Below are 21,040 nucleotides of genomic sequence, written 5' to 3' on the forward strand. Positions count from 1 at the left end.
CAGCCAGTCCTGCGCCGGGACGTCCGCGCAGACGAAGCGGGACAGGTCCACGCCCAGGTCCGCGCGCGCGGACACGGCCGGCTCCCCCAATCCCACCCCGGCGCACCAGCCGCCCTCGGCCGTCACCGCTGCGCACGCGGCCAGGGCGAGGGAGAGGGTGGAGTGCCCGGTGAGGGCGACGGTCTCACCGCGGGGCAGGCCGCCCCGGGAGAAGAGGCCGGCGAGCGCGGGGAGCACGGGCCGGGGCCGCTCCTTCTCCAGCAGAGTCGTGGCGGTGGGGATCCCGAGCTGACGGCTGAGCCGGGCCGTGAGCGCGTGCGCGTCCCGCAGCGCAGCACCGGCTCCGGCCGGGGAGGCCTCTCCGGCCGCAGGGTTCTCCCCCGGACGGAGCGGGAGCACGGGCGCGACGGACATGCCTCAAGTATCGAACGCGTGTTCGAAATCGGCAAGCGCGCAGGTCAGCCCATGACGGTGCCGCTCGTCGCCGCGGGCGTCCGCAGGCGGGAGAAGATGCCCAGGCCGAGCGTGCCGCCGGTGAGCGGCAGCGGGACCCGGACGGGGTCCGCGTCGTGGTCGTGCCCGGACTCCACGGCCTCGATGAGGCAGGCCATGAGCTCGCCCACCATGGGCGCGTTCTTGAACTGGTTGCCGCTGGTGCCCACCGCCTGGTAGAAGCCGTCCGCGCTGCTGCGGTCGTAGACGGGCGTCCAGTCCGAGGCGACGTCATAGACGCCCACCACGCCGCGCGGGGCGTTGGGCACCGCGACCCCGCTCAGGCGCTTCGCCGCGCGCAGGACCTGAGCCTCGAACTGCGCGCCGCGCACGCGCATCTCCGCCTCCTCCGGGGAGCCCAGCCACTCGAGGGGGTCGCACTCCGGCTCCGCGCTGCCGATGAGCAGCTGGCCGCCGGCCTCGGGCCGCATGTAGGTGCCGATCCCGGCGTCCAGGAGGGCGGGGATGGGGCTGCCGTCCGGACGGCGCACGGTGGACTCCGCAGGCACCGTGTGCACCTCCTGCCGCAGCGGAGTGAGGCTCACGCCGTGGTCGCCGCCCACGCCGGCCATGGCGTTGATGCGGGAGGACCAGGGGCCGGCGGCGTTCACCACCACGTCCGCGCGCAGGGTGGTCCGGGTGCCGGTGCCGCCGGAGACGCCGCCGGCCGCCTCGGCCAGCTCGAGCTCCCAGCGGGGCGTGCCGGCCTCGCGGATGCCCACGACCTCGGCCCCGTAGCGGAACCGGGCACCTTCCCGCCGTGCGGCCCGGACGAAGTTCTCCGTGGCGAGCACGGGGTCGGAGATGTAGCCGCCGTCCGGGGTGTGCAGAGCGGTCACCGGCTGCGGCTCGTCCGCGAAGAAGGCCGGATCGTCCGTGCGCACGGGCGGGAAGAACCGGCGGGCGACGATGCCCGGGATCTCCCGCTCCAGGTCCGCTGTCGTCCAGTCCTCGTACGGGATGCTGAGAGCGTCGAAGTCCATGCGGATGTCCGGGGGCAGCAGGCCGGGGACCTCGAGGACCGCCATACCGGTGCGCACGAATCCCGCCACCGGCTCCTCGGCCGGTGCGCGCACGTGGGAGCGCAGGGAGGTCCACATGTGGGCGGATTCCCAGGCCAGGGCGATGGAGTCCCGGAGGGAGTAGGTGAAGCGGATGATCGCGCTGGTCGCCGCCGTGGAGCCCTGCGCCGGGCCCGAGGCCTTGTCCACCACTGTCACGCGCATGCCCCTGCGGGACAGGGCCAAAGCGATCGAGGCGCCCATCACCCCGCTGCCCACGACGACGGCCTCGGCGGCCTCCGTTCTCCCACTCATGTGCACTCCCTCTCTCGTTCTCTCCGCCGCCGCTCTGCCGCTGCGGTGTCGTCGCTGCGACCCCGTCGCTGCCGCGTCCACGCTACAGCTAGGCTGGGACAGCTATGAACGGCCTCGACATCGTCTTCCACACACCTGAGATCCCCGGCAACACCGGCAACGCCATCCGGCTGGCCGCGGTGACGGGGGCCCACCTGCACCTCGTCGAGCCGCTGGGCTTCGACCTGTCCGACGCGAAGCTGCGCCGGGCCGGCCTCGACTACCACGACCTCGCACACGTGACGATCCACCCGGACCTCGACCACCTGTGGGCGCAGCTGGGCGAGCGGCGGATCATCGCCTTCACCACGCACACGGAGGACAGCTTCGCGGACGTCGCCTACCGGCCCGGGGACGTGCTGCTGTTTGGCCGGGAGTCGACCGGACTGCCCGCGGAGGTCGTCGACGATGCGCACGTGGACCTGCGGGTGCGCATCCCCATGCTCCCCTCGCGGCGCTCGCTCAACCTCGCCAACTCCGCCTCCATCGCCGTCTACGAGGCCTGGCGGCAGAACGGCTACCCCGGCGGGAGCTGAGCTGCGCCGCTCCCAGTCCGTCCGAGGAAAGGACCCACACCCATGACCACAGCTTCCGTCCCGCGCGTGCTCACGATCGCCGGCTCCGACGTCTCCGGCGGCGCCGGCCTGGAGGCGGACCTCAAGATGTTCGACGAGTACGGGGCCTTCGGCGCGGCCGTCGTCACGTGCATCGTCACCTTCGACCCGGAGGCGGACTTCGTCCACGTCGTCAGCTTCCTGGAGACGGAGGAGATCGTCCGTCAGCTCGAGTCGACGATGCGGATCCACGAGTTCTCCGCGCTCAAGTCCGGGATGCTCGGCTCCGTGGACTCCGCGCTGGAGCTCGCCAGGCGCCTGCGCGTGCAACGGGAGCTCGCAGAGCCGCTCCCCTACGTGTTCGATCCCGTGCTGGTGTGCAAGGGCAGCGGGACCATGGTGGACCTCACGGACCTCTTCGTGGAGAACCTCGTCCCCCTCGCCACCGTCATCACGCCCAACCTCGAGGAGGCGGCGACGCTCACGGGGATGGAGCCGCTGACCTCCGTCGAGGACATGATCAAGGCCGCACGCCGGCTGCACGCGATGGGCGCGGAGAACGTGGTCGTCAAGGGCGGCGCGCGCCTGGCCGGTGAGGACGCCGTGGACGTGCTCCTGGAGGGCGACAGCGAGCGGATCAGCGTCCTCACCTCCCGCAAGACCCACAACAAGCTGGTCAACGGGGCCGGGTGCTCCTTCGCCTCCTCCATCGCTGCGGGCCTGGCGACGGGGCTCACCGTGGCCGAGGCCGTGCGCACCGCCAAGGAGAAGGTCGCCCACGCGATCGCGGCCTCGCTGCCCAATGCGATAGGCGTGGACTCGCTCTTCCACCCCGCCGCCCGCGTGCGGCCGCACCCGGACGTGGCCGTCAGCGTCGAGGTGCGCTGAGGAGCTCAGCGCTCAGCCGCGCGAAGACACCCGCTTCTCTCCTATACACCCGCGTATTCACGCGAACAAACGGGTGTCTAGGAGAGAAGCGGGTGCGCACCCCGCCTGAATGCACTGAGGGCCCGGTGCTCCGGAGGTGAGTCCAGAGCGCCGGGCCCTCAGCGAAGGCTGTCCGGAAGGACGATCAGCGCTTGCCGAAGCCCTTGTAGCGATCCTTGAAGCGCTCCACACGGCCGGCGGAGTCCATGATGCGCTGCTTGCCCGTGTAGAACGGGTGCGAGGCGGAGGAGATCTCGACGTCGATGACGGGGTACGTGTTGCCGTCCTCCCACTCGATCGTCTTCTCGCTCGTGCGGGTGGACCGCGTGAGGAACTTGGTGCCGGACGCCAGGTCGTTGAAGACGACCGGGCCGTACTCCGGGTGGATGTCCTTCTTCATGTTCTGTCCTTTGCTGTGAATTCTCCTCAGGCGCCTGGTGCGGAGACGCGCTCCGCCCGCCAGTGCCCGAATTCCCACTCAGCCCACGCGGACATGGAGGTCCTGATCGTGTGATCGCGCGCGGGCCGACTGACGACTATACCAGCTCAGGGACACCCTCCTCGCCGCGAGGCGTGTGTGGCGCTGCGCCGCATCCGTGTTTACACTGAACACATCGAAGAGGGCCCAGCGAGGCCGGGAAGGCCGGTGACGAGGTGTCGGGAACGGGAACGAAGCGGGAGACGTACCACCACGGTGCCCTCCGGTCCGCACTGCTCGATGCGGCCTCGGCGATGCTCGAGGCCGGGGAGACCTTCTCCCTGCGGGCCGTCGCACGCCGGGCCGGCGTCTCGCAGACGGCACCGTACCGGCACTTCGCGGACCGCGAGGCGCTCGAGGCGGCGCTCGCGGTGCGTGGATTCCATGAGCTGCGTCGGTGCCTCTCGCCGGACGGCGCCGCGGCGGACTCGACGGAGGAGCTCATCGGGTTCGCCGTCGCCTACGTGCGGTTCGCGCTCGACCGTCCCGCACTGTTCACGCTGATGTTCGGGCAGGAGTGCGACGATCAGGACGACGAGCGCGTCCGCGCGGCCGGGGAGCTGCGCGGACTGCTCACGGACTCGGTGCGCGGAGCCTTTCCCGCCGCGGATGCGGAGGCTCTCGCCACGACGCTGTGGGCGCTCACGCACGGGCTCGCGTTCCTCCACCTCGACGGCAAGCTCCCGGCGGGCACCGCGGAGCAGGTCGAGGCGCGCGTACGCGGGTCGTTCGCCACCCTGCGCGCTCTCGCGGAGTGACTTCACGGGCAGACGATCCACAGAGCAAGGAGACCACGCACATGTCCACTCGAGTCCTGCACGTCGTCACCAACGTGGGGCATTACGACGACCCCGCCCATCCGACCGGGCTCTGGCTCTCCGAGCTCACGCATGCCTGGCAGGTGTTCGAGGACCACGGGTTCTCGCAGGACCTCGTGAGTCCGGCGGGCGGCCGCTCCCCGCTGGAGCCGCGCTCGCTGAAGCTCCCCAACTGCGACAGGAGCACTCGCGCCTGGCAGGCCAGCTCCGAGAGGACGGCACTGCTCGAGCACACGGCGAGCCCCGAGGAGATCGATCCCGCACGCTACGACGCGATCTTCTTCACCGGCGGGCACGCTGTCATGTACGACTTCCCGGACAGCGAGGGGCTGCAGCGGATCACGCGGGAGATCTTCGAGCGCGGCGGCATCGTCTCCTCGGTGTGCCACGGATACTGCGGCCTGCTCAACACCCGCCTCTCCGACGGCTCCCACCTGCTCGCCGGACGCAGGATGACGGGCTTCTCCTGGCGGGAGGAGGAGCTGGCGAAGGTCGCGGAGCTCGTTCCCTACAATGCCGAGGAGGAGGCGCGGAGGCGCGGGGCCCTCTACGAGAAGGCGCGCCTGCCGTTCGTCTCCCACACGGTGACGGACGGCACCCTCGTCACCGGCCAGAACCCCGGCTCCGCGAAGGCGACGGCGAGGAGGGTCGCAGCGCTCCTGTGAGGTGCGCATCCCCCGGGGCGGCACGGGAGAGGGCGGACCTGAGCCCCGTACCGACTGACGGACCCCTCGCCCGCGTGGGCGAAACCGCTTGTACGCTCGGATGACATGAGTCTCCTTCCCGCACATGTGACCACCGTTCCTCTCGCCGAGGCCGCGCAGTCCCGCCCCCAGCTCCTCGGCGCCTCCGTCGCACGGGCGGCGGCCTCCGCGCCCGATTTCACGGGCCGGGCCGAGGTCTTCGAGATCGACCCGGAGCTCGCCGACACCGCCGCGCTCATGGAGGCGTTCTCCCTGCCCGCCGAGGCCTCCGCCAACTGCGTGGTGGTGGCCGGCACGCGCGGCGAGAACGAGCAGATCGCCGCATGCGTGGTGCTCGCCTCCACCCGGGCGGATGTGAACAGGCGCATCCGGAAGCTGCTGGACGCCCGCAAGGCCTCGTTCCTCTCGATGGACCGTGCCGTGGAGGAGTCCGGCATGGAGTACGGCGGGATCGGGCCCATCGGCCTCCCGGAGGGGTGGAGGCTGCTGCTCGATTCCCGTGTGGTGGAGCAGGAGGCCGTGGTGATCGGCTCAGGCATCCGCGGCTCCAAGATCATCCTCCCCGGAGCCGCTCTTGCCCGGATCCCCGGCGCAGATGTCATCGAGGACCTGGCCGTCGAGGCCGGCTGAGGCTCCTTCGGCCCCCGCCGCGGACTGCTTCACCGTCGCTGCGGTTTCACTGCTGTTTCGCCGCGACGACAGGCCTGCGGTGTGCCCCGGAGCGAGCGAACCGGCAGCACTCTTATAAGCGGGAACCTCTGGACTTCCGTCCACAGGTTCCCGCTTCCGCCTTTCCGGCCGCGCGAGAACGCACTAGTTTCGCAAGGGATGGTGCGATCTTCACAGTGTGGTGAGGAGCGGCGATGGGGTGTGGTTGGGGTGGATGGGAAGGCTGACGAACGCGGACGCGAGCCCAGTGGGAACGGGCGCGCACGGCACGGATGCTCGCAGCATGGAAGTGCGCGAGAGCACGCATGGCAGAGGCCTCGCAGCAGGACGCGCTCCGGGCGCGTGAGTGCGACCGGCTCCGTGACCGCAGCGCTCGCAACAGTCCTGCTGCTCACCGCCTGCGGAGGCGACCCCGAGGCTCCTGCCACAGTAGGCCCCACCGCAGGAGCTGACCCGGAGTCCACCTACGAGCCGACGATCCCTCCATACACAAGCGCCGTTGAGCTTTCCAGCGAAGATCGCGAACAGATTGACGAGCTGCTACTACTCATAGACGAGTGGGTTGAATATGCGTCAGGGACCACCGACTATCACCTCGCGGGATTTGAGTCCCTCACACCTCGGCTATCTGCCGATTTCGCAAAGAAGCACCAGGATTCACTGAACGCGGAAAGTGAGGCCCAAGCCACAACCCGCGGAACCATATCTATCAAAAACTCCCTGGTTGGCCTATACAACGAGGGCTCGGATGCCCAGATATGGACGTGTGTAGATTACACCAACTATAAATGGATGCGCAAGAATGAAAGCTCAACAGAAGAAGTAGACAAAGAGGATTCCGAACGCCTATTTATACACTCTGCAGACCTGAGGGCAAGTGACTGGGTTCTCACCAAAGAAGAATATTATGAGTCGAACTGCGATGAAATTCTTTGACCCCGGCCTTCATTATTTTCGCACAACTATTATAACGATAATTGCACTATTTTTACCCTCTCCATTACTACCTGCCACGGGTACAACAGCATTGGCTTTAGCATCACGGGAGTGCACAATTCGCGACAGTCGCGTCGACTGCCAGAGGGACCAGCCTGGAGGCAAGCCACCTCCGCCCCCGCAGCGGCCCGACCGGCCTGATCGTGGTGGAGGCGGCGGTGGGGGCAACCACGGCGACGGCGGAGGAGGCGGCAACGGTGGCGGAGGGGGTGGGAGTCACCCGCCGGAACGCCCTCGCGCTCCGCAGTATCCGGATCACGGTCCGCGCTGTGACTTCGGTGCGCCGTGCGGATCGCCCCGCCCGTAGATCCCGGCCCCGCAGCCTCGGCCGCCGCAGCAGCCGGGGCCCGGCCCCGCACCGCAGCCCGCACCTCCGCCCATCCCCGACGAATCGGATTTCGCCTCCTTCCCCATTCCGCCGTCCGTCCCTCACGCGCTTCCGCGGGACTGGACCGTCTCCGGGAAGGAGACCGCCTTCTGGGCGGACGCCGGGGTGAAGGTCTTCGACGCCGAACTCCTGGGCTTCCCGCTGCAGGTGCGGGCCACGCCGGTCGAGTTCCTCTGGGACTTCGGCGATGGCTCGGGAGACCGGTCGAAGAGCCCGGGGCGCGAGCCCAGACGTCCGGCGGACGGCAGCATCACGCACACCTACACGGAAAAGGGCGAGTACTCCGTCACTCTCACCACTGTCTACACCGGAGAATTCAGCTACGGCACGGGCTGGAGCCCCATCCCGGGCACCGCCGCGGTCCCCAGCGACCCGCTCCCCATGACGGTGTACCGCTACCACAAGTACCGCGTGGGTGAGGACTGCCGGGCAGCACCCCACGGCCCCGACTGCTGAACAGGGGCATTCACCGCAGGAGGTAGTCGATCATCGGCTGATAGAGCTGCGGCACCACGTCGTCATCCAGCGGCACCGTCACCTCCAGCTGGCCCTGCGCCTCGGCGACGAAGAGTGCCGGGTCGTTGCAGTCCGCATAGCCCACCGTCCGCAGACCTGCGGAGCCGGCCGCGCCGGCCCAGCCGTGGTCGGCGACCACCAGGTCCGGCCTCGGTGCACCGGCGGCATCCAGTGCCGCCAGCAGCGCCTGCATGGGTTCGGCCAGATGCGTGTGCGGCACTCCCCCGTGCTGATGCCACACGTGCACCAGGCCCAGCCGGCGGACGTCACCGCCGGTGGGCTCCGGCACGGGGATCCGCAGGGTGGCGGGGTCCGCCGCGAAGGCCTCCGCGGCCACCACCTCGGCGCCTTCGCTCCGCGCCCACTCGGCCACGGCCTGGTGCACCGGCAGCAGACCGGCGGGATGCCCGGAGGCGAAGAGGATCCGCCCTCCGGCCGCCGCCACCTCCCGCAGGACCATGCGCATGCGGTCGAGGGCCGCGATGCAGAGCGACGCGGAGATGGTGTCCACACCCTCGACGAACGCCTCCTCAGGCCGCAGGCCCGCGCGCTCCACCATGAGAGCGAAGACGGAGGCGTAGTCCCAGTCGCGCTCCAGCGGCACACCGAAGTCGAACTGCCGCTCCTGTGCGAGGAAGCGGTGGATGTGCGAGAGGTTGTTCTCCCGCGGCGTCCCCACCTCGCCCGTGATGCGTGCGGCATCGAGGTGGACGGCCAGCTGGGTGCGAAGGTCCGATTCGGACTGCAGGGTCACGCATGCTCCTCGGGTGTCGTGTGCATCGGCGTCGTGTGCATCATCCTGGCCGGCGTCCGTCAGGGAGGGCCCGCCCGCAGGCAGGGCCCCACGGGCGGGAGACGATGGCGACAGACGTCGCTCAGCTTATCCGGGCCCGCCCCATCCCTTTCAGCCGCTCTCCCGCCTTGCCCATTGATTAGAGATCCATCAATATAGAAACATGTCGAATCAGACCGGCCTCCCGCCGGCCACTCCGCCCGCGACCGCGCCCACCATGCGCCCCCTGTCCGCCCTCGACCGGTGGCTGCCCGCCTGGATCGGCCTCGCGATGGTCGCCGGCCTACTGCTGGGCCGCCTCGTTCCCGGCATCGCCCCGCTCCTGTCGCGCCTGGAGCTCGGCGGGATCTCCGTACCCATCGCCCTCGGCCTGCTCATGATGATGTATCCGGTCCTGGCGAAGGTCCGCTACGACAGGATCGCCGCGGTGACCGGGGACACGAGGCTCCTCCTCTCCTCGCTGCTGCTCAACTGGGTCGCCGGACCTGCCGTGATGTTCGCCCTCGCATGGCTGTTCCTCCCCGATCTGCCGGAGTACCGCACAGGTCTCATCATCGTGGGTCTGGCGCGGTGCATCGCGATGGTGGTGATCTGGAACGACCTCGCATGCGGCGACCGGGAGGCCACAACGGTCCTCGTCGCGCTCAACTCGATCTTCCAGGTGCTCGCGTTCTCCCTGCTCGGCTGGTTCTACCTCACCGTCCTGCCGGGGTGGCTCGGCCTCGACACGCAGGGGTTCGAGGTCTCCGTCGGCCAGATCGCCCTTAACGTCCTCGTGTTCCTGGGTGTGCCCCTGGTCGCAGGCTTCGTCTCCCGGCGGATCGGAGAGCGCCGCCGAGGCCGGGACTGGTACGAGCGCACCTTCGTCCCCCGCGTGGGTCCCTGGGCCCTGTACGGCCTGCTGTTCACCATCGTCATGCTGTTCGCCCTCCAGGGCGAGGCGATCACGCGAAGACCGCTCGACGTCGCCCGGATCGCGCTCCCGCTGCTCGTCTACTTCGCCCTCATGTGGTGTGCCGGCCTCCTGCTCGGCCGGGTCCTCGGCCTGGGCTACGCGCGGTCCGCCTCACTGGCCTTCACCGCTGCCGGCAACAACTTCGAGCTCGCCATCGCGGTGGCGATCGGCACGTTCGGCGCGACCTCCGGACAGGCGCTGGCGGGAGTGGTGGGACCCCTCATCGAAGTTCCCGTGCTCGTGGGGCTGGTCTACGTCTCCCTGTGGGCTGCGCGCACCGTGTTCCGCACCGAGCCGCGGGCGCTTCCCGGAGAGCCCTCGCGCTCCCCTGTCCGGGAGCGGGACACCGCGGCCCAGCAGGACGTGATGCAGGAACAGACCGCCGTGCAGGGTCAGGACCGCGCATGAACGGCGGTCCTGCGGAGGAGACCTGCACTCCCGTCGTCACACACGCGATCGGCACCGAGCACGCGACCGCGCTCGCCGGGGTGCTCAAGGCGCTGGCGGATCCGCTCCGCCTGCGGATGCTCTCGGCACTCGCGGCCGATCCCCGCGGCGAAGCCTGCGTCTGCGACCTCGCCGGACTCGCCGAGGTCTCCCAGCCCACCATCTCCCACCACCTCAGGGTCCTCAAGGACGTGGGAGTGCTCACCTCCGAACGCCGCGGCACCTGGGTCTGGTACCGGATCGACGCGAGCCGGCGCTCTGCCGTGACCGCCCTCCTCGACGCCTTCGCGCCCGCGACGCTCCTGGAGCAGACCGCTGCCGGGGTGGGCGCGGAGGACGCCCCACGGCCGGACCTGGACGCGCAGGTGACCCTGCTGGCGCAGAGGCTCGCCGTCCGCACCTCGGCGCTGTCTGCCGAGCTCGTGACCGGAACGGTGAGGGACTCCTTCGCAGCACTCGCCCGCACAGGGCGCGTCTCCGCGGATCTGCTGCCGCTCACGGCGGCCTTCGCCGAACAGCGCCTGGCCGACCTGGTGCGTGACCGCACACGCGCGAACCACCCGGCACGGAGCGAACCGGAAGGGACCGCACCGCGGCCGCAGCTGCTGTTCGTGTGCACGGCGAACGCCGGGCGCTCGCAGCTCGCCGCGGCGCTCGCCCATCATCTCTCTCAGGGGTCCGTGATCGCACGCTCCGCCGGTGCCGCGCCGGCGGCACGGGTGCATCCGCCCGTCCGGGCGCTGCTCGACGAGCTGGTCGGCGACGAGCACCCGGTCTTCCCCAAGCCGCTCACGGATGAGGCGGTCCGCGCCGCCGATGTGGTGGTGACGCTGGGGTGCGGCGACGTCTGCCCGGTCGTCCCCGGCGTCCGCTACGAGGACTGGGCCGTCGGCAACCCGGCGCTGGCCTCGGCGGAGGGGGTCGCCGCCATCCGCGACGACCTCGAGGCCCGGGTCCGCGTGCTCCTCGCCTCCCTGCACTCCGCGCAGGAGGAGACCGGATGAGGAGCGCGCAGGCGGGCCCGAGGCGGTCCGCGTGGGAGGTGTTCCGCGTGTTCCTCGTGCTCGGCCTCACCTCCTTCGGCGGACCGGTCGCGCACCTCGGCTACTTCCGCTCCGCACTCGTCGAGCGGCGGAAGTGGCTGGGAGACCGGGAGTACGCGGAACTCGTGGCACTGTGCCAGTTCCTGCCCGGGCCGGCCTCCAGCCAGGTGGGGTTCGCCCTGGGTCTGCACCGTGCGGGGTTCCACGGAGCACTCGCCGCGTTCGCCGCGTTCACACTGCCCTCGGCGGTTCTCCTCGTCGCCTTCGCCTCCGGCGCGGCGGTGTTCTCCGGGCCCGTGGGCGAGGGGCTGCTCACGGGGCTGACGATCGTCGCGGTCGCAATCGTCGCGCAGGCCGTGCTGGGCATGGCGCGCACCCTCGCCCCGGATCGGCAGCGCGCCGCCATCGCCGCCGCCGCTGCGGTCGCGGCCCTGCTGCTGCCCGGTTCCGCGGGGCAGATCACCGCCCTCGTGCTCGGGGCGCTCGCGGGGTGCCTGTTCTGCCGCACGCAGGACGAGCCCGCCGCGGCCGCACCGCACGCTGCTGTGCGGCTCAGTCCTGTGCGCCGCAGCCTCGGGATCGTGTGCCTGTCCCTCTTCACCGTCCTCCTGCTGGGCACTCCCCTGCTCGTGCTCGTCACCGGCTCCGGCGCGCTCGCCCTGTTCGAGGCCTTCTATCGCGCCGGCTCCCTCGTGTTCGGCGGCGGGCATGTGGTCCTGCCCCTGCTGCAGGCGGGCACGGTGGAGACCGGATGGGTGACCGGGCAGGAGTTCCTCACCGGGTATGGAGCGGCGCAGGCCGTCCCCGGCCCGCTATTCACGGTGGCGGCCTTCCTCGGTGCCGTCTCTGCGACGGGGCCGGGCGGCATGCTCGGTGCCGGGATCGCACTGCTGGCGATCTTCCTCCCCGGATTCCTCCTCCTCGTGGGCGTCCTTCCCTTCTGGGAGGCGCTGCGCCGAAGGGTGTGGGCGCAGGCAGTCATGCGGGGCTCGAACGCAGCGGTGGTGGGGATCCTCGCCGCCGCCCTGTACATGCCGGTCTTCACCACCGCGATCACGGGGCCGGGCGCCTTCAGCCTCGCAGTGGTCTGCTTCGTCCTGCTGATCGCCTGGAAGCTCCCGCCCTGGGCCGTCGTCCTCGCAGGGGCCGCAGGCGGCCTCGTCCTCGAACTCCTCGCCTGAGGGGATCAGTTCCCCGTTCGGGAAGCCTCGCTCCCCCGCCTAGAGACAACACCAGGAGAACCCTCATGACCGCACCCACCGTCCTCTTCGTCTGCGTGCACAACGCCGGACGCTCCCAGATGGCCGCCGGCTACCTCCGGCACTTCGCCGCAGACCGCGTGACGGTCCTCTCCGCGGGTTCCCTGCCGGCGGAGCAGATCAACCCGGTCGCGGCCGAGGCCATGCGAGAGGAGGGCATCGACATCGCCTCCGCGCAGCCTGCGGTGCTCACCCCCGAGGCGGTGCGGGCCTCCGACGTGGTCATCGCCATGGGCTGCGGGGACGCCTGTCCGATCTTCCCCGGCAAGCGCTACGAGGACTGGGAGCTGGAGGATCCTGCGGGCCAGGGCATCGAGGCCGTCCGTCCCATCCGCGACGAGATCAGGCGCAGGGTCGAGGCGCTCGTGGACGAGCTGGTGGGCTGAGCAGCGGGCGAGCTGCCCGGTACCCGCACGGATCAGTAGTGGTAGCGAGCCTGCAGGATGACCAGGTCATCGCCGTCGACCAGATAGACGAGCCTGTGCTCGTCCGTGATGCGGCGGGACCATGCGCCCTGCGCGCCGTACCTCAGCTGTTCGGGTTTCCCCATGCCCTCGAAAGGCGTACGCAGGCATGCATCGATGAGCGTGCTGATCCGCTTCAGGACCCGTCGGTCGGCCTTCTGCCAGTGCGTGTAGTCCTCCCATGCGGAAGGATCCCAGACCAGACGCACTCAGGCATCCTCGACGGGATCGTCGGAGCGGTCGAGTTCATGCGACTCCGTCTTCCCTGCTCGCGCCCGGTCGTACGCGTCCAGCAGGCGTCTTGCATTCGCCGGTGAACGGAACAGGTACGCGGTCTCCTGCCATGCGGCGTATTCATCAGCAGGCATGAGCACCGCGTTGCCCTTACGGGACACGATCTCGACGGCCTCGTGATCCGCGTTCACCTGTTCGATGAGCGGGAACAGCGTCTTACGAGCCTCGCTGGCACTGATGGACATGGTGAGGACCTCCGCAGTCGCAAGAGTGGTACCGATGAATGGTACCACTGACGACGGTGCCGTCGTGGTGCGTCGCGCCGATGGTCTTCCGGGGGGCGAGCACATTCGCGGCGTCCGTGTGGTGTCGGCACCGTCGAACGGAGCTGAGGGACCTCACCCCTCCTGCAGGGCATAGCAGGCCACGGCCGTGGCTGCGGCGACGTTGAGGGAGTCCACGCCGTGCCCCATGGGGATGAGGACGGTCACGTCCGCCGCGCGGATCGTCGACCGGCGCAGGCCATCGCCCTCCGTGCCCATCACGAGGGCGACCGGCCCCTCCACCTGCGCGGCGAACTCGCGCAGGCTCACCGAGTTGTCCTCGAGCGCCAGCGCGGCGACCGTGAATCCGGCCTCCCTGAGCCTCTCCAGCCCCGCCGGCCACTCGTCCATGCGCGCCCACGGCATCTGGAAGACCGTGCCCATGGACACACGGATGGAGCGCCGGTAGAGCGGGTCCGCGCAGCGCGGCGACAGGAGCACCGCATCGACCCCGAGGCCGGCGGCGGACCGGAAGATCGCCCCCAGATTCGTGTGGTCCACCACGTCCTCGACCACCACCACCCGCCGGGCCCCGGACACGGCCTCGGCGACGGGCACGGGTGCCGGCCGGTGCATGGAGGCCAACGCCCCGCGGTGCAGGTGGTAACCGGTGACGGCCTCCACGCGTGCCTCGGACCCGATGAGCAGGGGCGCCTCAGCACCCGAGGCTCCGGGAGCGCCCCAGCCGGCCTCCCCCAGGCTCTCCGCCAGACGGGAGAACCACTCACGCGTCATGAGGAACGACCGCGGGCGGTGTCCGGCCGCCAGCGCCCGTTCGATGATCTTCGTGGACTCCGCGATGTAGAGGCCCCAGCTCGATTCCGAGGACGCGCGCAGACGCACGTCCGTGAGCTTCTCGTACTCGCTGAGGAGTGCCGAGGTCGAAGACGCCACGGGGGCGCGGTCGTCGTCCAGGAACAGCAGCCGCTCCGCGGCGATGCCGTGGCGGGCGGCGAGTTCGCGGATCTGCGCGTCGGTGGGTTCGGGCTTCCTGGGGGTGTTCACAGCGTGAGGATCCTCCAGAAGGCCACCAGGCCCAGCACGACGATGACGGTGCGCAGCACCACGGGGCTGAACTTCCGGGCCACGCGCGCCCCGAAGTATCCGCCCAGCAGTGAGCCCACGGCGATGAGGAGCACCGCCGCCCAGTCGATGCGATCGTGCCCGACGATCGTGTAGACCGTGGCGGAGGTGACGTTGACCACCAGCACGAGGACGTTCTTGGCGCCGTTGATCCGCTGCAGCGGATCCGGCAGCAGCAGGCCCAGCAGGCCGATGAGGATGACGCCCTGCGCCGCGGCGAAGTACCCGCCGTAGATCGCGGTGAGGAACACCACCGCGATCACCCCGGCCCAGCGCCCGGTGGACATCGTCGCAAGGCCGCCGTGGACGTCGAGCTCCGGTGCGGCCATCTGCTTGCGCTCGCGCACCACGCGCTGGAGCACCGGCTGGAAGATCACCAGCAGCAGTGCGAGGACGATGAGGACGGGCACGATCGACTCGAACGCCGTCTCCGGCAGGTGGAGCAGCAGATAGGCGCCCACGAGCGAACCCGCGAGCGAGGCCGGGACGAGCCTCAGCAGGCGCCCGCCCTGCCCGCGGATCTCCTCCCGGTAGCCGAAGGAGGAGGCCACGTTGCCGGGGATCAGACCCAGCGCGTTGCTCATCGTCGCCGTGACGGGCGGGATGCCCGCCGCCACGAGGACGGGGAAGGTGATGAGCGTGCCGGAGCCCACGACCGCGTTGATCGCACCCGCTCCCAGTCCCGCGAACAGGATGAACGCGGCGGTGAGCAGGTCCATGCTCTCGAAGAGCCCCATCAGCCCAGCTCCCTCAGGGCTGCGTCAGAACGCCGCGTCACAGCCGCGCGCGTGCGGCGTAGCGGCCGTCCTGCTCCGTGAGGATGACGGGCAGACCGAAGGTCGACTCGAGGTTGTCCTCCGTGAGCACCTCCGCCAGCGGCCCCGCGGCGACCAGACCGCCCTCGCGCACCATCACGGCGTGCGTGATGCCCAGCGGGATCTCCTCGACGTGGTGGGTGACCATGAGGGTGGTGGGAGCGTGCTTGGAGCCCACGATCTCCGTGAGCGCCTGCAGGAGCTCCTCGCGCCCGCCCAGGTCGAGGCCGCTCGCCGGCTCGTCGAGCAGCAGCAGCTCCGGGTCCGTCATAAGGGCGCGGGCGATCTGTGCGCGCTTCCGCTCGCCCTCGCTCAGCGTGCCGAACTCGCGGTCCGCGAGCTCGCCGATGCGGAAGGCGGCGAGCAGGTCCTCGGCGCGTGCGACGTCATCGGGCTCGTACTCCTCCGTCCAGCGGCCCAGCACCCCGTAGGCAGCGGTGAGGACGAAGTCCCGGACGAGCTCGGAGCGCGGGGTCTGCTGCATGAGGTTCGAGGAGGCGAAGCCAATCCGCGGCCGCAGCTCGAAGACGTCGACCCGCCCCAGCTTCTCCTCGAGGATGTGCACCGCACCGGTCGTGGGGTGCATGCGGGCGCCTGCCAGCTGCAGGAGCGTGGTCTTGCCCGCCCCGTTGGGTCCCAGGACCGCCCAGTGCTCACCCTCGGCGATGGTGAGGCTGATGTCATCGAGGAGGAACGACTGTCCCCGTCGGACGCTGACCGAGTCGAATTCGAGTACTCCGCTCATACGGCTCACCCTATACTTCCAGCGATGCTCCAGACGACTCCCCTCCTGCCGGTCCTGCTCGCCTCCGCGCTCACCGCGCGGCTGCGCGGTGACATCTCCCCCGACGCCGCCGCTGAGGCGTTCCTCACAGCCGGTCTGCCGGTGCCGCTGCTCGTCTCCGACTCCGTCTTCGCGCCCCCGGCCGGCGGCGGCGCGGAGGTCCCCACCGGACTGCTCCTGTGGGAGGCCGGTGCCCGCCGGTGCGGTGCCGCACGGGTGCGTGCGGAGCCCGTGCACCCGACCCTCCCGCTGCGCGTGCCCCGCCTGGAGCGCGAGGCTCGCCGCGCCACCGCCCGTCCCGCGGCCCGCACCCGCGCACTCTGCGTGGTGGAGGACGCCGAGGGCGCCTCGCTGGGCGTGCTCGCGATCGGCACGGAGGCGGACACCGCGATGGTCCCGTGCGCCCGCACCGCCTACACCACGGTCGACCACCTCACGGCGGCCGAGGCGAGCCGGCGTCTGCGGGAGACCGTCATGCACGCACTCGCCGCGGTGGAGGCCGAGGACTCAGGCTCCGAGGGCACAGGAGCCGTCGCGGTGGAGGGCCTGCCCTGGCGGGACTGGCAGTGGGAGCTCAGCGGCGCACGCAGCGATGCCGTGCACACGGCCCTGGCCGCCGTGCTCGGCGACCACGACCGTGCCGCCGCACTCCACACCGCCATGCACGTCCACTACAGCCTCTCCTCGCTCGCAGTGCCGGCCCAGACCGGGAGCTCGGCACTGGGCGCGGCCCTGGAGCAGGTGCACGCGGCCGCCGCCCGGGTGATCACGGCGCTCACTAGGATGGAAGCATGACCTCTCCCCGCACCGGCACGGCCGGCCTGCTCGTCTCCGACGTCGACTCGACCTTCATCGACCAGGAGGTCATCGAACTCCTCGCCCGCTCCACCGGCCGCGAGGCCGAGGTCACCGCCGTCACGGAGCGCGCCATGGCCGGTGAGCTGGACTTCGCCGCGAGCCTGCGCGCACGGGTGGCCGTGCTGAGGGGCGTCCCCGTCACCGAGGTCGAGGCCGCGGCCCGTGCCGTCACCCTCACGCACGGCGCCCGGGAGCTGGTGGCCGCCGCGCACGCCGCGGACTGGACCGTGGCACTGGTGAGCGGGGGCTTCACCGCCGTCATAGAGCGGTTCACCCAGGGCCTCGGCATCACGGAGATCTGGGCCAACGGCCTCGGCGTCGACGAGGCGGCAGGAGTGCTCACGGGCGAGGTGGCGGGCTCCATAGTCGACCGTCCGGCCAAGGCCGCGCGGCTGCGGGAGATCGCACAGCGCCGGGGCATCGGCCTGCGCCGCACGGTGGGGGTAGGTGACGGGGCCAACGACCGGGACCTGCTGCGCACCGCCGAGGTGGGCGTCGCCTTCTGCGCCAAGCCCGCCCTGCGGGAGCACGCGGACCTCATCGTGGACGAGCGCGACCTCATGCAGGTCTGGGAGGGTGCACAGCGGCTGCTCGCAGAGAGAGGGCGCCTCCAGCCGCACGCCCGCGCTCAGACGAAGTCGCGCAGCACCGCCGGTTCCCCGTAGGGCGGCTCCTGCTCCCACGAGTCCAGCCGGAAGACGGCCACGGTGCTGGGCCGCAGGCCGGGCAGCGGCCACACGCCGGAGCGTGCGGCGACGATGTCCGTGAGCGCGGGCTGGTGTCCCACGACGAGTGCACCCGAGGCCCGGGCGGGGATCGTGGCGATCGTCTCCTCCCACTCCGCGGCGGTCGCGTCATAGAGGGCACGGTCCGGGCGCACCGCCTCGGCGTCCATCCCCAGCCCCTCCGCCGCCGCACGCGCGGTCTGCATGGTCCGCACCGCGGCAGAGGCGATCACGGTGTCCAGCGGCGTTCCCTCGCCTGCGGCGAACGCGGCGAGGAAGGCACCCATCCGCCGCGCCTGCGCGAGCCCTGTCGCGTCCAGGGGGCGCTCGAAGTCAGTGGTGCCGGAGGCAGGCGCGGAGGGGGTGAATGCGTGACGGGCGAGTACCAGGAGGGGCATGCCCTCACAGTACCCGCCCGCCGCGGCACGGAGCTCAGGGGAGCTCGCTGCGGACCGTCAGCTCATGCGCCGGTCATGTGGAAGCCGCCGTCCACGTGGACCATCTCACCGGTCGTCGCCGGGAACCAGTCCGAGAGCAGGGAGACGATGGCCTTGCCCGCCGGCTCCGTGTCCTTCTGGTCCCACCCGAGCGGCGCGCGGTCGCCCCACATGGCCTCGAGGCCCTCGAAGCCGGGGATGGAGGTCGCCGCGGTGGTCTTGAGCGGACCGGCGGAGACGAGGTTCACGCGGATGCCCTCGCCGCCCAGGTACTTCGCCAGGTAGCGCGCGGTGGACTCCAGCGCGGCCTTCGCCACGCCCATCCAGTCGTAGACGGGCCAGGCGACGGTCGCGTCGAACGTGAGCGCCACGATGCCCGCCCCCGGGTTGAGGACCGGCCTGGCGGCCACGGCGATGGCCTTGAGCGAGAACGCGGAGACGTGCACGGCGTTGGAGACGGACTCGAACGGCGTGTCGAGGAACACACCGCCCAGTGCGTCCTTGGGGGCGAAGGCGATCGCGTGGACGATGCCGTCGATGTTGCCGCCCAGGCGCTCCGGCAGCGCGGCGAGGTCCTCCTCGCTGGTCGCGTCGAGCTCGATGACGCGCGCAGGCTGGGGCAGGCGCTCGGCGATGACGGAGGTGATCTTCATCTGGCGGCCGAACGAGGAGAGGATGACCTCAGCCCCCTGCTCCTGTGCCAGGCGGGCGGCGGAGAAGGCGATCGAGGCCTCCGTCAGCACGCCGGTGACGAGGATGCGCTTGCCGTCGAGGATTCCCATGTGTGGGGCCTTTCTGTGTGTGGAGAAGCTCTGCTGAGGAGCAGCTGAAGTGTCTGGAAGCCGTGGGGCACGTGGCCGGGATCAGTGTCCCATGCCCAGGCCGCCGTCCACGGGGATGACCGCGCCGGAGATGTAGGCGGCCTCGTCGGAGGAGATCCAGCGGACGACCTTTGCGACCTCCCAGGCCTCGGCGAAGCGCTTGGCCGGGATCGTCTGCAGGTACTCCTTCTGCTGCTTCTCCGGCAGGGCGTCCGTCATGTCCGTGCGGATGAAGCCCGGCGCCACCACGTTGGCGGTGATGCCGCGGGAGCCCACCTCGCGCGTGATCGAGCGGGCCAGGCCCACCAGGGCGGCCTTGGAGGAGGAGTAGTTGGCCTGCCCGGCCACGCCCATGAGCCCGGAGACGGAGGAGACGAGGACGATCCGCCCGTACTTGGCCCGGACCATGTTGGTGATCGCACGGCGCACGGTGCGGTAGGCGCCGCCCAGGTTCGTATCCACGACGGAGGTGAACTCGTCCTCGCTCATCCGCATGAGCAGGTTGTCCGCGGTGATGCCGGCGTTGGCCACGACGATCTCCACCGGTCCGAGCGCGTCCTCCACCGTGGCGAAGGCCGCATCGAGGGAGGCCGCGTCCGTGACGTCCGCCGCGACGGCGAGCACGCCGTCCGGGGCGTCCCCGCTGCGCGAGGTCACTGCGACGCGGTGGCCGGCCGCGGCCATCTCCTCCGCGATGGTGCGGCCGATGCCGCGGTTGCCGCCCGTGACGAGGACGACGCGGGAACTCGGATCCTGCGTGGACGGTGTGTCCGCCATGTGCACTCCTGTGAAGCCGGGGTCTGTGTCAGCTCGCATCAGCCTAGCGGAGATAGGATCGGTGGTAGCTATGGTCGAACGAAGAGAGCCGACTTCTGTCACTGAGGCACAGGAGTCCGCAGACAAGGACTTCCGGAACCGTGTGCGCCGGTACACGATCTCGATGATCATCCGTGTGATCTGCCTCGTGCTCGCCTTCGCGACCACGGGCTGGCTGCGCTGGGTGATGGTCGCCGGTGCCGTCGTCCTGCCCTATGTCGCGGTGCTCATCGCCAATGCCGCCAACGAGCGCCAGGTCTCCTACACCATGAGCGAGTACACGCCTCCCCCGCCGCAGGCGCTCACGGACGCACCTGCGGACGAGCCGGCCCCCGGCACCGGCAGCGGGACGACTCCCCCGGAGCCCGAGACGATCGAAGGCGAGGTGGTCGAGGATGATCGGGACTCCTGACCGGACCCCGGAGCTCATCTGCTCCGCCAAGGCCTGCCGTGACACCGCCTCCCATGCGCTGCTGTGGAACAACCCGCGGATCCACACCCCGGAGCGCCGCAAGGTCTGGCTCGCCTGCCCCGCCCACAGGGAGAGCCTCGCGGAGTTCCTCTCGCTCCGGGGCTTCCTCCACGACATCGTCCCCGCGGACGCGATTCCAGAAGGAGTGGGATGAGCTTCCTCTTCACCCGGCGCTGGCTGCGGTACATCGCGCTCACGCTGGCCGCTGCGGTGGCCTGCGTCTTCCTCGCCAACTGGCAGAACAACCGGCGCGAGGCCAGGGACGCGGAGATCGACCGCATCGAGACCCACTACGGTGCTGTCCCGGTGCCGCTCGCTCACGCCCTCCCCTCTCCGGATGCGCCGTTCGCCGAGGAAGCGGACTGGACCCGCGTGAGCGTCGAGGGAACCTACCGCCCGGAGGACACCGTGCTTGCCCGCAACCGGCCCAAGGACGGCCGTGCGGGCTCCTGGGTGCTCGTGCCCTTCGAGACGGAGGCCGGTCCCACCCTGCTGGTGGCGCGCGGCTGGGTGCCGGGCTCCGGGGCCGAGGTGGCCGCCGGCGACCTGCCCGACGCCCCCGAGGGCGAGGTCACGGTCACCGCCTGGCTCCGTCCCGCGCAGGAGGGACGGGCCGGGGAGAACACGGAGGCCTCGGCCGGTGCCGTGGGCTCGGTGCGCGCGGTGGACCCCGATCTGGTGCTGGGCGACGATGCCGGTGATCACTACCGGCACGCATACGGGTACCTCGATGCCGAGGATCCCGCACCTACGCAGGCGCCGGAGGCGCTGCCGGCGCCTGACACCGACCCGGGCTCCACCCTGAGCTACACCA

27 protein-coding genes and 1 pseudogene are annotated in these 21,040 nt (G+C 70.6%); 16 read left to right on the forward strand and 12 right to left on the reverse strand.

Annotated features, from left to right (window positions below; translation table 11 throughout):
• Window positions 1–414: pseudogene (locus Q0A33_RS05510) on the reverse strand (hypothetical protein); the annotation flags it as partial.
• Window positions 415–458: 44 nt separating this feature from the next.
• Window positions 459–1,808 (reverse strand): FAD-dependent oxidoreductase, encoded by a 1,350-nt coding sequence (locus Q0A33_RS05515; protein WP_291794247.1) that lies wholly within the window; start codon window positions 1,806–1,808, stop codon window positions 459–461.
• 104 nt (window positions 1,809–1,912) lie between these two features.
• On the opposite strand from Q0A33_RS05515, the gene Q0A33_RS05520 reads away from it, so the two are divergent.
• Together Q0A33_RS05520 and Q0A33_RS05525 are read left to right on the forward strand one after the other, a co-directional pair.
• Window positions 1,913–2,383 (forward strand): tRNA (cytidine(34)-2'-O)-methyltransferase, encoded by a 471-nt coding sequence (locus Q0A33_RS05520; protein WP_291794249.1) that lies wholly within the window; start codon window positions 1,913–1,915, stop codon window positions 2,381–2,383.
• Between the two features lie 42 nt (window positions 2,384–2,425).
• Complete coding sequence (locus tag Q0A33_RS05525) at window positions 2,426–3,289, forward strand: PfkB family carbohydrate kinase (RefSeq protein ID WP_291794251.1); 864 nt, start codon at window positions 2,426–2,428, stop codon at window positions 3,287–3,289.
• A 184-nt stretch (window positions 3,290–3,473) separates the two neighbouring features.
• On the opposite strand, the gene Q0A33_RS05530 is transcribed toward Q0A33_RS05525, so the two are convergent.
• Entirely contained in the window at window positions 3,474–3,728 is a 255-nt protein-coding gene (locus Q0A33_RS05530; RefSeq protein ID WP_291794253.1) for a type B 50S ribosomal protein L31, read from the reverse strand.
• A 254-nt stretch (window positions 3,729–3,982) separates the two neighbouring features.
• On the opposite strand from Q0A33_RS05530, the gene Q0A33_RS05535 reads away from it, so the two are divergent.
• The 5 genes from Q0A33_RS05535 (at window position 3,983) to Q0A33_RS05555 (ending at window position 7,837) form a co-directional block, all read left to right on the forward strand.
• Complete coding sequence (locus Q0A33_RS05535; RefSeq protein ID WP_291794255.1) at window positions 3,983–4,564, forward strand: TetR/AcrR family transcriptional regulator; 582 nt, start codon at window positions 3,983–3,985, stop codon at window positions 4,562–4,564.
• Between the two features lie 41 nt (window positions 4,565–4,605).
• Window positions 4,606–5,289, forward strand: coding sequence for a type 1 glutamine amidotransferase domain-containing protein (locus tag Q0A33_RS05540; RefSeq protein ID WP_291794257.1), 684 nt, complete (start codon window positions 4,606–4,608; stop codon window positions 5,287–5,289).
• Between the two features lie 105 nt (window positions 5,290–5,394).
• Complete coding sequence (locus Q0A33_RS05545; RefSeq protein WP_291794260.1) at window positions 5,395–5,958, forward strand: YbaK/EbsC family protein; 564 nt, start codon at window positions 5,395–5,397, stop codon at window positions 5,956–5,958.
• A gap of 399 nt (window positions 5,959–6,357) precedes the next feature.
• The gene (locus Q0A33_RS05550) at window positions 6,358–6,933 is read left to right on the forward strand and encodes a hypothetical protein (RefSeq protein ID WP_291794261.1); all 576 of its coding nucleotides are present in this window, start codon (window positions 6,358–6,360) and stop codon (window positions 6,931–6,933) included.
• Window positions 6,934–7,486: 553 nt separating this feature from the next.
• Window positions 7,487–7,837: a PKD domain-containing protein gene (locus Q0A33_RS05555; RefSeq protein ID WP_291794264.1), complete on the forward strand. Its 351-nt coding sequence runs from the start codon at window positions 7,487–7,489 to the stop codon at window positions 7,835–7,837.
• Window positions 7,838–7,847: 10 nt separating this feature from the next.
• On the opposite strand, the gene Q0A33_RS05560 is transcribed toward Q0A33_RS05555, so the two are convergent.
• Complete coding sequence (locus Q0A33_RS05560) at window positions 7,848–8,645, reverse strand: phosphatase (RefSeq protein ID WP_291794296.1); 798 nt, start codon at window positions 8,643–8,645, stop codon at window positions 7,848–7,850.
• 262 nt (window positions 8,646–8,907) lie between these two features.
• On the opposite strand from Q0A33_RS05560, the gene arsB reads away from it, so the two are divergent.
• The 4 genes from arsB (at window position 8,908) to Q0A33_RS05580 (ending at window position 12,780) form a co-directional block, all read left to right on the forward strand.
• The gene (arsB, locus tag Q0A33_RS05565; protein ID WP_291794298.1) at window positions 8,908–10,053 is read left to right on the forward strand and encodes an ACR3 family arsenite efflux transporter; all 1,146 of its coding nucleotides are present in this window, start codon (window positions 8,908–8,910) and stop codon (window positions 10,051–10,053) included.
• Window positions 10,050–11,096, forward strand: coding sequence for a metalloregulator ArsR/SmtB family transcription factor (locus tag Q0A33_RS05570; protein WP_291794266.1), 1,047 nt, complete (start codon window positions 10,050–10,052; stop codon window positions 11,094–11,096). Before arsB ends, Q0A33_RS05570 begins: the two co-directional genes overlap by 4 nt.
• Window positions 11,093–12,316, forward strand: a complete 1,224-nt coding sequence (chrA, locus tag Q0A33_RS05575) for a chromate efflux transporter (RefSeq protein ID WP_291794268.1) — start codon at window positions 11,093–11,095, stop codon at window positions 12,314–12,316. The genes Q0A33_RS05570 and chrA overlap by 4 nt, the downstream gene beginning before the upstream one ends.
• A gap of 65 nt (window positions 12,317–12,381) precedes the next feature.
• Entirely contained in the window at window positions 12,382–12,780 is a 399-nt protein-coding gene (locus Q0A33_RS05580) for an arsenate reductase ArsC (RefSeq protein WP_291794270.1), read from the forward strand.
• A 32-nt stretch (window positions 12,781–12,812) separates the two neighbouring features.
• Here the strand turns inward: Q0A33_RS05580 and Q0A33_RS05585 are convergent, their stop codons facing one another.
• The 5 genes from Q0A33_RS05585 to Q0A33_RS05605 form a co-directional block, all read right to left on the reverse strand.
• A complete protein-coding gene (locus tag Q0A33_RS05585) occupies window positions 12,813–13,067 on the reverse strand; it encodes a Txe/YoeB family addiction module toxin (protein WP_291794272.1) in 255 nt (84 codons plus the stop codon).
• Window positions 13,068–13,337: a type II toxin-antitoxin system prevent-host-death family antitoxin gene (locus Q0A33_RS05590; protein WP_291794274.1), complete on the reverse strand. Its 270-nt coding sequence runs from the start codon at window positions 13,335–13,337 to the stop codon at window positions 13,068–13,070.
• Window positions 13,338–13,490: 153 nt separating this feature from the next.
• The gene (locus tag Q0A33_RS05595) at window positions 13,491–14,336 is read right to left on the reverse strand and encodes an RNA methyltransferase (protein ID WP_291794300.1); all 846 of its coding nucleotides are present in this window, start codon (window positions 14,334–14,336) and stop codon (window positions 13,491–13,493) included.
• Between the two features lie 80 nt (window positions 14,337–14,416).
• Window positions 14,417–15,235 (reverse strand): sulfite exporter TauE/SafE family protein, encoded by an 819-nt coding sequence (locus Q0A33_RS05600; RefSeq protein ID WP_291794276.1) that lies wholly within the window; start codon window positions 15,233–15,235, stop codon window positions 14,417–14,419.
• Window positions 15,236–15,272: 37 nt separating this feature from the next.
• Window positions 15,273–16,058 carry an ABC transporter ATP-binding protein gene (locus Q0A33_RS05605; RefSeq protein ID WP_291794279.1) on the reverse strand — a complete coding sequence of 262 codons (786 nt, stop codon included), beginning with the start codon at window positions 16,056–16,058 and terminating at the stop codon, window positions 15,273–15,275.
• Between the two features lie 24 nt (window positions 16,059–16,082).
• Here Q0A33_RS05605 and Q0A33_RS05610 point away from each other — a divergent pair, with 24 nt between their 5' ends.
• Entirely contained in the window at window positions 16,083–16,892 is an 810-nt protein-coding gene (locus Q0A33_RS05610; RefSeq protein WP_291794282.1) for a hypothetical protein, read from the forward strand.
• Window positions 16,889–17,620 (forward strand): phosphoserine phosphatase SerB, encoded by a 732-nt coding sequence (gene serB, locus Q0A33_RS05615; RefSeq protein WP_291794283.1) that lies wholly within the window; start codon window positions 16,889–16,891, stop codon window positions 17,618–17,620. The genes Q0A33_RS05610 and serB overlap by 4 nt, the downstream gene beginning before the upstream one ends.
• Here the strand turns inward: serB and Q0A33_RS05620 are convergent.
• From Q0A33_RS05620 to fabG, 3 genes are all read right to left on the reverse strand, one after another.
• On the reverse strand, window positions 17,584–18,078 hold the full coding sequence (locus Q0A33_RS05620; protein ID WP_291794285.1) for a histidine phosphatase family protein: 495 nt from the start codon (window positions 18,076–18,078) through the stop codon (window positions 17,584–17,586). The genes serB and Q0A33_RS05620 overlap by 37 nt on opposite strands.
• A gap of 62 nt (window positions 18,079–18,140) precedes the next feature.
• Window positions 18,141–18,899, reverse strand: coding sequence for an enoyl-ACP reductase FabI (gene fabI / locus Q0A33_RS05625; protein ID WP_291794287.1), 759 nt, complete (start codon window positions 18,897–18,899; stop codon window positions 18,141–18,143).
• Window positions 18,900–18,980: 81 nt separating this feature from the next.
• A complete protein-coding gene (fabG, locus tag Q0A33_RS05630) occupies window positions 18,981–19,715 on the reverse strand; it encodes a 3-oxoacyl-ACP reductase FabG (RefSeq protein ID WP_291794289.1) in 735 nt (244 codons plus the stop codon).
• 70 nt (window positions 19,716–19,785) lie between these two features.
• On the opposite strand from fabG, the gene Q0A33_RS05635 reads away from it, so the two are divergent.
• The 3 genes from Q0A33_RS05635 to Q0A33_RS05645 form a co-directional block, all read left to right on the forward strand.
• Complete coding sequence (locus Q0A33_RS05635) at window positions 19,786–20,166, forward strand: DUF3099 domain-containing protein (RefSeq protein ID WP_291794291.1); 381 nt, start codon at window positions 19,786–19,788, stop codon at window positions 20,164–20,166.
• Window positions 20,150–20,380: a hypothetical protein gene (locus Q0A33_RS05640; RefSeq protein WP_291794293.1), complete on the forward strand. Its 231-nt coding sequence runs from the start codon at window positions 20,150–20,152 to the stop codon at window positions 20,378–20,380. Before Q0A33_RS05635 ends, Q0A33_RS05640 begins: the two co-directional genes overlap by 17 nt.
• Window positions 20,377–21,040 (forward strand): SURF1 family protein (locus Q0A33_RS05645; RefSeq protein WP_291794295.1); only part of this gene is annotated, 664 nt, incomplete at its 3' end. The genes Q0A33_RS05640 and Q0A33_RS05645, both read left to right, overlap by 4 nt.

It is taken from the genome of Brevibacterium sp. (assembly GCF_022712115.1).
GTDB lineage: Bacteria > Actinomycetota > Actinomycetes > Actinomycetales > Brevibacteriaceae > Brevibacterium > Brevibacterium salitolerans.

What these genes read in the sequence shown, in the direction of transcription:
- arsB (WP_291794298.1), top strand. Translation starts at nt 8,908, where the DNA reads ATGCGCCCCCTGTCCGCCCTCGACCGGTGGCTGCCCGCCTGGATCGGC.
- Q0A33_RS05610 (WP_291794282.1), top strand. Translation starts at nt 16,083, where the DNA reads ATGCTCCAGACGACTCCCCTCCTGCCGGTCCTGCTCGCCTCCGCGCTC.
- chrA (WP_291794268.1), top strand. Translation starts at nt 11,093, where the DNA reads ATGAGGAGCGCGCAGGCGGGCCCGAGGCGGTCCGCGTGGGAGGTGTTC.
- Q0A33_RS05590 (WP_291794274.1), bottom strand. Translation starts at nt 13,337, where the DNA reads ATGTCCATCAGTGCCAGCGAGGCTCGTAAGACGCTGTTCCCGCTCATC.
- Q0A33_RS05635 (WP_291794291.1), top strand. Translation starts at nt 19,786, where the DNA reads ATGGTCGAACGAAGAGAGCCGACTTCTGTCACTGAGGCACAGGAGTCC.
- Q0A33_RS05640 (WP_291794293.1), top strand. Translation starts at nt 20,150, where the DNA reads ATGATCGGGACTCCTGACCGGACCCCGGAGCTCATCTGCTCCGCCAAG.
- Q0A33_RS05620 (WP_291794285.1), bottom strand. Translation starts at nt 18,078, where the DNA reads ATGCCCCTCCTGGTACTCGCCCGTCACGCATTCACCCCCTCCGCGCCT.
- Q0A33_RS05580 (WP_291794270.1), top strand. Translation starts at nt 12,382, where the DNA reads ATGACCGCACCCACCGTCCTCTTCGTCTGCGTGCACAACGCCGGACGC.
- Q0A33_RS05545 (WP_291794260.1), top strand. Translation starts at nt 5,395, where the DNA reads ATGAGTCTCCTTCCCGCACATGTGACCACCGTTCCTCTCGCCGAGGCC.
- Q0A33_RS05515 (WP_291794247.1), bottom strand. Translation starts at nt 1,808, where the DNA reads ATGAGTGGGAGAACGGAGGCCGCCGAGGCCGTCGTCGTGGGCAGCGGG.
- Q0A33_RS05525 (WP_291794251.1), top strand. Translation starts at nt 2,426, where the DNA reads ATGACCACAGCTTCCGTCCCGCGCGTGCTCACGATCGCCGGCTCCGAC.
- Q0A33_RS05520 (WP_291794249.1), top strand. Translation starts at nt 1,913, where the DNA reads ATGAACGGCCTCGACATCGTCTTCCACACACCTGAGATCCCCGGCAAC.
- Q0A33_RS05600 (WP_291794276.1), bottom strand. Translation starts at nt 15,235, where the DNA reads ATGGGGCTCTTCGAGAGCATGGACCTGCTCACCGCCGCGTTCATCCTG.
- fabI (WP_291794287.1), bottom strand. Translation starts at nt 18,899, where the DNA reads ATGGGAATCCTCGACGGCAAGCGCATCCTCGTCACCGGCGTGCTGACG.
- Q0A33_RS05605 (WP_291794279.1), bottom strand. Translation starts at nt 16,058, where the DNA reads ATGAGCGGAGTACTCGAATTCGACTCGGTCAGCGTCCGACGGGGACAG.
- Q0A33_RS05570 (WP_291794266.1), top strand. Translation starts at nt 10,050, where the DNA reads ATGAACGGCGGTCCTGCGGAGGAGACCTGCACTCCCGTCGTCACACAC.
- fabG (WP_291794289.1), bottom strand. Translation starts at nt 19,715, where the DNA reads ATGGCGGACACACCGTCCACGCAGGATCCGAGTTCCCGCGTCGTCCTC.
- Q0A33_RS05540 (WP_291794257.1), top strand. Translation starts at nt 4,606, where the DNA reads ATGTCCACTCGAGTCCTGCACGTCGTCACCAACGTGGGGCATTACGAC.
- serB (WP_291794283.1), top strand. Translation starts at nt 16,889, where the DNA reads ATGACCTCTCCCCGCACCGGCACGGCCGGCCTGCTCGTCTCCGACGTC.
- Q0A33_RS05530 (WP_291794253.1), bottom strand. Translation starts at nt 3,728, where the DNA reads ATGAAGAAGGACATCCACCCGGAGTACGGCCCGGTCGTCTTCAACGAC.